Below are 8,602 nucleotides of genomic sequence, written 5' to 3'. Positions count from 1 at the left end.
CGGACTTGATGTTCTTGTTGGAGACTATCGTGCGCCTCAAACCACCGGTGAGCCAAGATCAGGCGACCACTTTCCTGACCCAGAGTGCGAAACTTACGTGGGGCGATGCGGTCGCTGATGAACTGGCGCCGATACTCGAGGGGATCGCGCGGTCAATGGAGACGGTTGGCGCGCTCGATATCCCTGACGATATCGAACCCCTGTTCGGCGAAGATATCGCCCAGGCCGGCAAGGTGGTCCTGTGAGCGCGACACTCGATCTGACCGCGAGCGAACTCGCTCGCGGTATCGCTGATAGATCGCTTAACCCCGTTGAAACGCTTGCCGCATTTCTCGACCGCATCGATGCGCGGGAAGGTCAGTGGCACGCCTGGGCGCACGTTGACCGCGATGGGGCCCTGGCCCAAGCCAAACTCATGACCAGCGAAGCAAGCCAGGGCAATCTGCGCGGTCCGCTTCACGGCGTGCCGGTCGGCGTCAAGGACGTGTTCCATGCGGAAGGCATGCCGACTTTGGCGAACTCGCAGACCATGGAAGCAGACGCGATCTATGCCGATTCCGGCGTGGTGGCGGCGCTGCGTGCGGCCGGGGCGATCATTCTTGGCAAGTGCGAGACGGTTGAATTTGCCGGCATGGGCGTGCCGCCTGCATCACGCAATCCATGGAACCCGGCGCATACCGGCGGCGGCTCCAGTTCTGGTTCTGGCGTCGCTGTCGGCGCTCGCATGGTGCCCGCCACCATCGGCACCCAGACGGGCGGCTCGAACCTACGTCCGGCCTCCTACAATGGCGTCGCCGGCTTCAAACCAAGCTATGGTGCTCTCTCACGCGATGGTCTTCTACCGGTATCCTGGAGCCTCGATCATCCCGGGCTGATCGCTCGCTCGGCAGAAGATCTCGATCTCATCTTCCGAGCCATAGCGCAGCAGCCGGGTTCGCTCGCATCAGCGCCAAAGAAAATCGGCATCCTGCGCGATTTCTTTTTCGAAACCTCCGAAGCCGGCACCGTTGATGTCGTCGAGACTTCGCTCGGCAAGCTTGCTGCTTCTGGGCTCGCGACCAACACGGTGCCGCTGCCCGAACTCTTCAAGGCGCATCAGGCGATCCATCACCTGATCATGAGCACAGAAATGGCGGTCTATCACGCGCCACGCCTGCATCATAAAGGCGACCTGATGTCGCCGAGGCACAAGCTGCTGGTTGAGGCGTTCTCGCTCGTTCCAGCCAGCTATTACCTGCAGGCCCTCCGCGCCCGCCGCATGCTGCGCGACGCCATGTTGCCGCTTTTTGCCGAGCATCCGGTGCTTGCAATGCCGACGACGCCGGGGCCTGCCCCCGAAGGTCTGGAATCGACTGGCAATGCATCACTCCTTACGCCCTGGAGCCTGCTCGGATTTCCGGCGGCCACCATTCCGTGCGGAATGTCCGAGAACGGATTGCCACTCGGCCTGCAACTCGTAGGTGCACCAGGAACCGACCTCACAGTCATCGCCGCAGCAACTGCCGCGGAGAGTGTGCTGGGTCGCCTCAACCTGCCCGATTGAGAGGATTTACTGTGACCGATCTCGGCCGTTACGACTACTCAGCCATCACCAGGCGCAAGCCGCTGACCATGCCCGGAAACGCGCGCATCGCAGTTTTTGTGGTGCCCAATGTGGAATATCTCGAGTGGCTGCCGCCACCCAATCCGCAGCGCGCGCCCTATGCCGGCCCCGTGCCCAATGTTCAGGCCTTCCAGCCGCGTGACTATGGCAATCGGGTTGCCCTCTGGCGGCTTTTCGAACTTTTTGACGACCTCGGCATCCGCGCCACGGCCTCAATGAACGCAGCCGTGTTCGAGCATTTCCCGCGCATTGCCGAGGAAATGGCCAAGCGCGATTGGGACTACCAGTCGCATGGCCTTTACAACACACGATTTGCCCTCGGCATGGACGAAGCGACCGAGCGCGAACTGATCGACACGGTCATCAATATCGTGCGCAAATCGACCGGCAAAACGATCAGCGGCTGGCTTGGGCCTGCTCTGACGACGACGACCCGCACGCCCGACCTGCTGGCCGAAGCCGGTGTCAAATATTGGGCCGATATGTTCCACGACGATGAGCCGACGGAGCTGAAAGTCGCCAAGGGCCGGCTGATTTCTCTGCCCTACAGTTTTGAGGTCAATTCCGGCGTGGCGCTCGGCGGTCAGGCGCAGACCGCTGAAGCCTTCGGGCGGTTCATCACGGACCAGTTCGACATGCTCTATGAGGAAGGCGCCACGGCCCCCAAGGTCATGGCCATTTGCCTCCATCCCTTCGCCGTAACTGCGCCCTCGCGCATCAAATATCTCCGTCAGGCACTCGAATATATCCTAGGCCATAGCGGCGTCTGGCAGGCGACGGCTGGAGATATTGCCGACTGGTATTATGCCAACCACTACGGCCGCCGGCTTTTGTCCGCCGCTGCCGATGCAGCTTGAGGCCGACCATGAGTGACTTTGCTCCTAACTATAATCAGGTCGTCGTCGATCCCGTCACCCGCATGGATCATGGCCTCTACACTTTTTCGCCGCTGCCGGACCGGCCGAAACTGGTCTGGCCGAACGGGGCGGCCGTTGCCATGTCCGTCGTGGTCAATGTCGACTATGGCGACCTCGTCACGAGCCCGCTGAACCTCGTTGGTTATACCTATCGCGACTATGGCCCGCGGGTCGGCGCCTTTCGGCTGATGGGCATTCTCGACGTACTCGGGCTCAAGGCCACGATGCCGATCAGCGATGTGCTGCTCACCGAAGCTCCCGCCCTTGTGGAGGACGCCTTGGCGCGGGGCTGGGAATTCGTCGGCCACGGCGCCAAGGTCAATCAGGCTGTCACCTCAGCGCTCAGTGAAACCGACGAGCGGGCCTATCTCCTTGCCTCCGCCACCGCGATCGAGGCGGCGACGGGCAAGCGACCGCGTGGGTGGCTTGGTCCCAATGGCAGCGAATCCGCCAGAACCACGCAACTGCTGGCTGACCTTGGTTACGACTACACGCTCGACTGGGGCAATGACGACCAGCCCTATGATTTCCATGTCCCCAACGGCCGGCTCAGCGCCCTGCCCTATAGCTTTGACACCTCGGACGCCAACGTCATCCAGGCGCAGTCGCATACGCCATGGGAATTCGAGGCAGTGCTCGAAGACCACTTGGAAACGCTGATCCGCGACGGCGAGCGTTCGGGCATGGTGATGACCCTCGGGCTTCAGGCACACGTCTCTGGCCAGCCGCTACGTGCCAAATACATCCGCAGCTTCCTCCAGAAAGCACAGGCCAGCGGCAAGGTGTGGTTCGCCACAACCGGCGAGATCGTCGATGCCTGGCGGCCCCAAACTTAGCACCCGCCGCCACACATCCAATCCCGGTCAGTTGGGAACGCCTTATCATATTGGCCCGACGTCGGCGCCTTCACGCCGTCGCCCCTGCCCGGAGATTTCGCATGCCGATGCGATACTGGCTCATTATCGTTGTCGTCGGCGTAATCTTCGGCAGCTCGTTTCTGCTGATCGAGATCGCCGGGCGCGAATTGCCTCCGCTGACCATGGCAGCAGGGCGGGCTGTGATCGCAGCATCGGCAAGCTGGATCGTCGTCGTGGCCGCGCGGGTGAAGGTGCCGACCGAGCCATTGCTCATGGCGCAGCTGCTGGGTCTGGGTATCCTGAGCTACGCCTTCTCCTTCGTGATGATGCCGATCATCCAGGGCTATATTTCCACCGGCCTCGTCGCCATGATCAACCTGCTGCTGCCGATCATGACCCTCGTGGTTTCGCACTTCTGGCCGGGCGGCGAACGGGCGACAAGGCTCAAGGCGCTCGGCGCCGTCATCGGCTTTTCCGGCGCTGCCATCCTCGCCTTGCCGAGCTTTGCCAATGGCATCGGCGGTCAGGCCATAGGCATCGCGCTTTGCCTTCTCAGCACTTTTGTCTTTGCGCTCGCCTTTAACATCACGCGAGGCTTCGGTCGCGTCCCGCCACAAGCCATCGCTGCCTACGCCATGACCGGTGCAATGCTCGCGACCTTGCCTCCGGCATTGCTGATGGAGGGGCTGCCCAATATCCAGAACCCCGAAACCTGGTGGGCATGGCTTGCGCTGGGCCTCTTCCCCACAGCTTTCACCTTCCAGGTCATGTACTGGATGATTCCGCGCGTCGGCGTCGTCAATTTCTCGGTCAACGCCTATATCGGCCCGATCGTCGCGACAGTGCTGGGCGTCTGGATTCTCGGTGAGGTCGTGCACCCGCTGCAACTGGTCGGGATCATCGTCGTCATGGCGGGTCTGCTGGTGATCGACGGCCGCCTGCTCAACCGCTTCCGGCAAGGTCAAACCAAAGCCGGCTGACCACGGCGACGGTGGCCGGTGAGCGTTGGACTCTGCGCAAAATTCCTCAGTGAGCATTTCTCATCGGGTACGGGAGAATTCCCCATTAACGGGCCTCCCCTGCAATCCCTTAGCGTTTCGGTATCGAAGCTCAACAGATGAGGGTAACCGCCATGGCCGTTTGGGAAGCATTTCTGACCGAGGACGACAAGAAGGTGATGGCAGCGCGCAAGCCGCGCAAGCCGACGGGCCCGGGCACCAAGGTGGGGCTCCTCGTTATCGACATGCAGAACACAGCCATGGGCCATGACAAGCCGATCTGGGAACAGCTCGACGAGTTCTCCGGCGCCTGCGGCCCGCATGCCTGGAAGGCCGTGCCGTTCCAGCAAAAACTGCTCAAGGCCGCCCGTGCGGCCGGCATGCCGGTAATCTACTCCAAGCATATCTTCCACCCCTATACCGGCCTGCCCATGTCCGAGCCGGGCAATAATTTCAGTTCGGAAAATTCCAAGTCCGAAGTGCCGGTCGAAGTAGCTATGGAAGAAGGCGACATCCTCGTTGAAAAGCAGACACCAAGCTGCTTTGCCTTCACCAACCTGCCGGTGATCCTCAACCAGCTCGGCCTTGATGGCCTGCTCGTTGTCGGTAACAGCACGTCGGGTTGCGTCCGCGCCACCTGCGTCGATGGCCGCGCCTATGGCTACAAGATGAGCGTCGTGGAAGAAGGCTGTTTTGATCGCATCGAGTTGTCCCACGCGGCCGCGCTCTTCGACATGGAATTCAAGATCTGCGACGTGATCAGCACCGACAAGGCGCTTGAGATCATCGGCCAGGATGCAAGCGCCGCCAAGGCCGCCTGAACTTCCCCGTCAGTTTACGACTTTTCCGGTCCGCCCCTTGGGCGGGCCCCGCTCCCCTCTTCCCGCGAGATTGCCATGCTTGTTGCAGCGCTTCAAATGGGCCCCGCCGCCCCCACAATTTCCGAAACCGCCGAGCGCATAATCAAGCTGGTCGACAAGGCCGGCGAGGCCGGCGTGAAGCTCGCAGTTCTCCCCGAACTAGCGCTCACGCCCTATTTCGCCGCGAAGATCCAGGAGGACTTGACGCCTTTCGTCAGTCCCGAGGACAATCAGGCCGCCATCGAAGCCATAGCGGATCGTTCGGCACATTACGGCATGGCGCTGGTCCTGCCTTTCGCCGAGCAGAACAATGTTGGCCTCTACAATTCCATGGCTTTCATCGACGACCAGGGCGAACGCGTCGGCACCTTCCGCAAGATGCACATTCCCGGCCAGGTCGAGCCCAAGCCTGATACGCCGATCACCATTCTCGAAAAGCGCTATTTCCTGCCCGGCGACCTTGGCTTTTCGGTCCACGATCTCGGCGCTGCCAAGGTCGGCGGGCTGATCTGCTATGACCGCCGCTTCCCCGAATCCTACCGCTCGCTGTCAAACAATGGCGCCGAAATCATCGCCGCTTCATTCAACACCCCGGTCATGCCTGGCGGCACACTGACCGCGGCGCGCAATGCATCGAAACTGTCGATGACGGCAGGCGCCTACTACACCGGCACAACGGTCATCGCGGCCGGTAAGGCGGGTCGGGAGGGCGGAGTAACGTTCATCGGCCGCTCCTGTGTGATCGGACCCGACGGCACGATATTGGCGGTTGCCAAGACCCAGGGCGACGAGGTCGTGATGGCGGAAGCCGATCTAGAAAATCAGGTCAAAATCCGCGAACGCTGGTCGTTTGCCACCAACCGGCGCCCTGACGACTACGTCATGCGTGAGCCAGCCTGAGCACCGCCATGAACCAGATGGCACCCCCGCCCGGCTCTCGCGCCGCCCGCCAACGGCCGAAGGTGCCCAAGGCCATCGCGATCCACAATTTTCGCGTCTTCTTCACTGGTTCCATAATCTCGGTTCCGGGAACCTGGATGCAGATGACCGCGCAGGCCTGGCTGGTGCTGGAACTGACCGGGTCTCCGTTATCCTTGGCGATCGTGACGTCGCTGCAGTTCCTGCCGGTGATGCTGCTCTCGCTCATCGGCGGGGCGATTGCCGATCGGTTTCCGCGGCGACGGCTCATGGCGATCACCCAGTCGCTTGGGGCTACACAGGCCGCCATTCTGGGTGTGCTGTGCCTAACCGACACGATCAGCATCTGGCATATCTACGTACTGGCCATGACCCTGGGCATTATCAACGCCCTCGATGCGCCATTGCGGCAGTCCTTCATCGGTGAATTGGTACCGCCGGCCTATCTGCCGAATGCCATAGCCATGGGTTCGCTGGCGCAAAATCTCGGCCGCATCATTGGTCCCGCGCTTGGTGGCGTTGTCATTGCCGCCTTCGGCGTCGCTGCGGCCTATTTCCTTAACGCACTGACCTTCTGCGCCACCCTGACTGCTTTGTCGCTGTTGCGCGGCAACGAACTGCAACCGCGCAAATATGCTAACAAGCAACCACTACTGACTCAGGTCACCGAGGGGCTCTCCTATGCCCGCAACACGCCGCCCATCCTGTTCCTTCTGATCGCCACTGCTTTCATTGGGCTCTTCGGCCAGAACTTCACCACCATGGTGCCGCTGATCTCGACCTATCTGGTCAATGCCAGCACGGCCGAATTCGGCATATTGAACTCCTGTCTGGGCCTGGGTTCGTTCGTCGCGGCGGCTGTCATGACCACGCGGGGCGCGCCATCGACGCGGCGTATCTTGCTCGCCGGAGTGGGGTTCGGCATTGTTCTCTGCGCCATCAGCCTATCCTCGAGCCTCGTCTTCTCGGGACTGCTGTTCTTCTTCGTCGGGGCCGCGGCGGTGACGTTCTCTGCCTCCATGAACACCTCGCTGCAGCTCTGGGCCCCGCCCGAAATGCGTGGGCGCCTCGTGAGCATGATCAACCTCCTGATCCCCTCACCCATTGGCCCGGTGCTGACCGGCGCCGCAGCTTCCGCATTGGGCGTGGGCATGGCCGTGATGCTCAACGGGCTCCTCTGCTGCCTCGGTGTCGGCGTGGCCTATCTCTACCTGATGAACCACCGCCGCCGCGGCACCAACTTCGAGCATAAACAGCCGGAGCCCGTTGCAAAGGTCAGCCCCGAGGTCGCTCCGCAACCCGGGGAATGACAGCCTCACGACAGCTTATGCCTAACAAATATGCATATGACGAATGTGATGAAGAAATGGTCTTGTACCCGGTTCTGTAGCGTGATTTGCTGAGATTCAGGGAGGAGAGGCAAGCGAGGCAAGAATGAGACGTCGTGTTCCTCTCAACGCGGTACGGGCCTTCGAGGCCGCCGCTCGTTATAAGAGTTTGGTCCGCGCCGCGGACGAACTCTGTGTCACCCCGACGGCAGTCAGCCACCAGATCCGACTGCTGGAGGACTTCCTTCAGACCAAACTTTTCCTGCGCAAAAACAGTCGCCTGGAACTGACGCAGGACTCCAGGGCAGTCCTGGGCAAACTCACCAACGCGCTCGATCTCATCGACGAGTCGCTGATCTCACTCATGGCCCCGGAAGATGACCGCCAGCGCATTATGGTCGGCGCATCGGCATCCGTGGCATCGCTTTGGCTACTGCCCCGCATGAGCCAGTTCGTGGAAGCCGCACCTGACGTCGACGTGACGATCACGACCTTCGTGAAACGCCAGGACATCGAGAACGACGATACCGACCTCTGGATCTGCAACTGGCAGACCGCCGTTGATCGCCGTATCGAGCCACTGATGGAAGAAGAGATCATCCCGGTCTGTTCGCCTGCCCTGGCAGCCCGCTACGGCAATCGCTGGGAAGACATCCTGCGTGAAGTGCCCCTGATCCATCAGGACCGCGTAAAGGTCGAGAGCGGCCCATATCCCGATTGGGATCGGTATCTTCGGGAATACGGCATCGGCCGCAACGACATCTCCAAGGGCCCCCGTTTCAACCAGTCCAGCCCCAGCATCGAAGCGGCCCGCATTGGCCTTGGCGCCATTCTCGGCCGCTCGCTGTTGATCGAGGAGCTGTTGCAGACCGGCAAGCTCGTCCAGATCGGCGAAGCCTACCCCATCCGCAGCCCCTACTACCTCGTCTCCTCCTGGAGCCCGACCGTTCCCAAGACCGTCAATCGCTTCAAGGACTGGCTCTTCGATCAGGTCCGCGCGCCCATCGCCGCCGGCACTGTCTTTCCCGCCTGATTTCACTGGATAGCCGCGACCCGAAGGCCGCGGCTCAAACGACCGTCAGCAACATCGTCACGCCTAAAAACAAAACGCCCCGGAAGAT

9 protein-coding genes are annotated in these 8,602 nt (G+C 61.5%); all 9 read left to right on the top strand.

The features are described 5' to 3' along the window. A partial coding sequence (locus ABW043_RS06925; protein WP_353920486.1) for a hypothetical protein occupies window positions 1-245 on the top strand: 245 nt, incomplete at its 5' end. Further along, window positions 242-1,543, top strand: a complete 1,302-nt coding sequence (locus ABW043_RS06920) for an amidase (RefSeq protein ID WP_353920485.1) — start codon at window positions 242-244, stop codon at window positions 1,541-1,543. The genes ABW043_RS06925 and ABW043_RS06920, both read left to right, overlap by 4 nt. Window positions 1,544-1,554: 11 nt before the next feature. After that, the gene (locus tag ABW043_RS06915; RefSeq protein ID WP_353920484.1) at window positions 1,555-2,460 is read left to right on the top strand and encodes a polysaccharide deacetylase family protein; all 906 of its coding nucleotides are present in this window, start codon (window positions 1,555-1,557) and stop codon (window positions 2,458-2,460) included. 8 nt (window positions 2,461-2,468) lie between these two features. Further along, a complete protein-coding gene (locus ABW043_RS06910) occupies window positions 2,469-3,356 on the top strand; it encodes a polysaccharide deacetylase family protein (protein WP_353920483.1) in 888 nt (295 codons plus the stop codon). A gap of 101 nt (window positions 3,357-3,457) precedes the next feature. After that, entirely contained in the window at window positions 3,458-4,357 is a 900-nt protein-coding gene (locus ABW043_RS06905) for a DMT family transporter (RefSeq protein ID WP_353920482.1), read from the top strand. Between the two features lie 152 nt (window positions 4,358-4,509). Continuing rightward, window positions 4,510-5,196, top strand: coding sequence for an isochorismatase family protein (locus tag ABW043_RS06900; RefSeq protein WP_353920481.1), 687 nt, complete (start codon window positions 4,510-4,512; stop codon window positions 5,194-5,196). 75 nt (window positions 5,197-5,271) lie between these two features. Next, the gene (locus ABW043_RS06895) at window positions 5,272-6,135 is read left to right on the top strand and encodes a nitrilase-related carbon-nitrogen hydrolase (RefSeq protein WP_353920480.1); all 864 of its coding nucleotides are present in this window, start codon (window positions 5,272-5,274) and stop codon (window positions 6,133-6,135) included. 8 nt (window positions 6,136-6,143) lie between these two features. Then, the gene (locus ABW043_RS06890) at window positions 6,144-7,463 is read left to right on the top strand and encodes an MFS transporter (RefSeq protein WP_353920479.1); all 1,320 of its coding nucleotides are present in this window, start codon (window positions 6,144-6,146) and stop codon (window positions 7,461-7,463) included. Window positions 7,464-7,587: 124 nt separating this feature from the next. Then, window positions 7,588-8,514, top strand: a complete 927-nt coding sequence (locus ABW043_RS06885; RefSeq protein WP_353920478.1) for a LysR substrate-binding domain-containing protein — start codon at window positions 7,588-7,590, stop codon at window positions 8,512-8,514. Window positions 8,515-8,602 lie beyond the last annotated feature (88 nt).

Origin of the sequence: Devosia sp., from assembly GCF_040509215.1 — a bacterium.
GTDB lineage: Bacteria > Pseudomonadota > Alphaproteobacteria > Rhizobiales > Devosiaceae > Devosia.
Note: the sequence above shows the minus strand (reverse complement) of the source record. Positions and strands in the feature narration are given on the sequence as shown.